The organism is Mesorhizobium sp. M7A.F.Ca.CA.002.05.1.1 (genome assembly GCF_003998335.1).
Taxonomy (GTDB): domain Bacteria; phylum Pseudomonadota; class Alphaproteobacteria; order Rhizobiales; family Rhizobiaceae; genus Mesorhizobium.
The window spans coordinates 1-3,141 of the sequence record NZ_RZQI01000715.1 but is presented as its reverse complement, the minus strand read 5'-3'; the positions used below and the strand labels follow the sequence as shown (position 1 = coordinate 3,141).

Sequence of the window (3,141 nt, the reverse complement as noted above, 5' to 3'; positions counted from 1 at the left end):
GGTCAGTACGCCGAAGCCAAAGCCTCGGCGGCCCGGCCCGGCATCCGCTTCCCGAAGTTGGTCGACGATCACTCTGGTTGCCTCCGCAATTGCATGTCAGGCCGTGATGCGGGTTGGCCGCTCGCGGCGGCGGAAGAATTCGATCGACACCGCCAGGATGATGACCGCACCTTTGACCGTGTTCTGGACGTCGGTGCTGGCGCCCATGGCGCCGAGGCCGCTGTCGATGACGGCGAGGATCAGTGTCCCTAACAACACGCCGAGCACGGTGCCGCGGCCGCCATAGATGCTGACGCCGCCGATCGCGACAGCGGCGATGCTGTCGAGCTGCAGCCCGCTCAGCGTCCTGATCGAGACCGACATCATCCGCGATTCGATCGACAGGGCGGCGAGTGCGACCATCAGTCCCGAGATCACGAAGACGAGGAACTGCACGCGCCGGACCTTGATGCCGGAGAGATACGCGCTGGCGGAATTGCCGCCGACGGCATAGATGGCTCGGCCGAAGGACGTGTGGCTGAGCACGAAATGCGCCAGCGCGAAGAGCAGGAGCATCTCAATGACCGGCACGGGCACGCCCCGGATCGAGCCCTGTCCCAGCATGCTAAGGCTCGAAGGCAGATCGGTGATCGTGTAGCCGCCGCCGACGAGTTGGGCGAGACCCAGGCCGATCTGCCACATGCCGAGCGTCGCGATCAGCGCGGGCACGCGCAGCCGCGCGACCAGCAGGCCGTTGACGGCGCCCATCACGATGCCGACGAGCAGGATAATGGCGATACCGACGGGAACTGGCCAAGGATCGCCGCCGACCATGTTGAGGTCGAAGCGGCTGGTCAGCGTGGAAGCGCCAAGTACGCTTGCGAAGACGCCGATGCCGTAGAGCGACACGTCGATGCCTCCCGTCAGGATGACAAAGGTCTGGCCGATAGCGGCTATGCCGATGATGGAACTCTGCAGCAGGATGTTGGACAGCCCGCGCGCACTGTAGGTAACGCCTCCGGTTAAGAGGCCGAACACGACGATCAGCGCCACGAGTATGAGCGCGCGCAGCACGTTGTCGTTGCGCAGGAAGCTCTTCATCCGTGCGCCTCCGGCACGCCAGCGATATCGGCGCCCTTGTCGCCGCGCACGAGCACCATTTCGAGCAAGTCGCGCTCGCTGACCCGATCGGGCGCGACTTCGCGTGTGATCCGGCCCTGCGCCATGATCAGGATGCGGTCCGACGCCACCATGATCTCGCGCATGTCGGATGACAGCAGCAAAACGCCGACGCCCCGCTCCCGCGCCTGGCGGCGGATGACGTCGTAGATCTCCTGGCGGGCGCCGACGTCGATACCCCGGGTCGGCTCGTCGAGAATGAAGAGCTTCGAACCGGCGGCGATCCACTTGCCGATGACCACCTTCTGCTGGTTGCCGCCGCTGAGCAGTCGCACGAGCTTGCCCGGTTCGCGCGGCCGCAGCCCCACATCGTCCATCACTCGGGCCACCAGGCCGCGCACCCGGCGGCCGACGAGCACGCCCGCAGTCGTCACTCGGCTCAGTGCCGGCAGCACCATGTTGAAGCCGACCGAGTGCTCCTGGACGATGCCTTCGGCCTGGCGATCCTCGCTGACGAAGCCGATGCCGAGCCGGCGCGCCTTGCTCGGCGTCATCGTGGCGACGTTCACCGCCACGCCATCGAAGTGAAGGCTGCCCTTGACACGGGTTCCGTCCGGCAGCGCACCGACGATGGCGCGCGCGAGTTCGCTCTTGCCCGCGCCGATCACGCCGGCGATGCCGACGATGGTGCCCTTCGCGATGGTCAGGTCGATTCCTTCGAACAGGCCGTCGGCGGAAAATCCGGAGAGTTCGAGGAGCCTGCCGGCGCCCGGTCCGGCCGCCTGCCGCAACGTTGATGTGCTGTCAACCGGCTTGCCGGTCATGCGCTCGACCAGCGTCGCCATGTCGATTTCGGCGATGCCGCAGCTCTTGACGACGGCGCCGTCGCGCAGGATCGTCACCCGGTCGGCGAGCGCGAAGACTTCTTCGAGTTTGTGCGAGATGTAGACGATGGCGACGCCGCGCTGCTTGAGCACCCTGACGAGGCCATAGAGATTGTCGATCTCGACGCGCGACAAGGCGGAGGACGGCTCATCCATGATGAAGACGGCCGGATCGTAGGAGAGGGCGCGCGCGATCTCCACTTCCTGCTGGTCGGCCACCTTCAGGTCGCCGACCGTGGCATCGGGCGACACTCTGCTGCCGAGCCGCTGCAGGATCTGCGCGGCCTCGCGGCGCGCCTTGGGCCAGTCGACCTTGCCCCAGCGGGCGGGCAGGCGGCCGAGAAGGATATTCTCGGTGACGCTCAGATACTGGACCAGGCCGAACTCCTGATAGACCATCGAGACGCCGTTGCGCTGCGCCTCGGATGGATTGGAAAACTGGGCCTGCTTGCTGCGCACCGTGTATTCGCCGCTGTCGGGCCGCAGCACGCCCATGAGGATCTTCATCAATGAGCTTTTGCCGGCGCCGTTCTCGCCGAGAAGGGCGTGGACCTCGCCGGCGCGCAATTCGAGCGCCACGTCCCTCAGAATCTTGATGCTCCCGAAGGACTTGGTGATGCCCACCATGCTCAGGACGATGTCACCCACGCGTGTCTCACCTGTTCCCTGGATACCGCCCGGCGTCTGTCGCGCGGTGGGATTGCAGCCACCCGCGCGACGAACGGATGCGCCTCAATAGCCGAGGAGGCTCTTGCGGTCGGCGAGCGTCGGGACGGGGAGGCCGATCTCCTTGGTGTCGAGGACTGGCCAGTAGTTCCACTTGCCGAGCGGCATGTCGGTGAAGGCGACGGTTCCGCCCCACATATGCGCTGCATCCGTGTCGATCGTCGCACCCGTCAGGAGCGGCATCGGCAGCAATACTCGGCGCGGCAGCTTGACCGTTCCGGAATTGGCATCGCCGTCGCCCAACGGCTGCTTGAGCACGGTGTGCCAGAGGAACTGCTTCACGACGACATCGATCTGGTGCCACGGGTTGTTCGACACCGTGAAGTCGAAGGTGCCGTCGCGCAAAGGTGCCAGCATCGCCTTGTCGATATCCTGGAGGATGACGACGACGTGGTTCGGATCGCCGGCGGGCGCCAGACGGTCGACGGAGCGC

Annotated in this window: 3 protein-coding genes; all 3 read right to left on the bottom strand. The window is 65.9% G+C overall.

Annotated elements, in window-relative coordinates; genetic code table 11:
* Positions 1–96: 96 nt before the first annotated feature.
* Positions 97–1,080: an ABC transporter permease gene (locus tag EN939_RS27185; protein WP_127269673.1), complete on the bottom strand. Its 984-nt coding sequence runs from the start codon at positions 1,078–1,080 to the stop codon at positions 97–99.
* Positions 1,077–2,630: a sugar ABC transporter ATP-binding protein gene (locus EN939_RS27180; RefSeq protein WP_127269675.1), complete on the bottom strand. Its 1,554-nt coding sequence runs from the start codon at positions 2,628–2,630 to the stop codon at positions 1,077–1,079. Before EN939_RS27180 ends, EN939_RS27185 begins: the two co-directional genes overlap by 4 nt.
* Before the next feature lie 84 nt (positions 2,631–2,714).
* Positions 2,715–3,141, bottom strand: a 427-nt coding sequence (locus tag EN939_RS38195) for a sugar ABC transporter substrate-binding protein (RefSeq protein WP_206528346.1), incomplete at its 5' end; no start/stop codon positions are given.

Excerpts from the sequence above, each read along its gene's own strand:
- EN939_RS27185 (WP_127269673.1), bottom strand. The coding sequence starts at position 1,080 with ATGAAGAGCTTCCTGCGCAACGACAACGTGCTGCGCGCGCTCATACTC.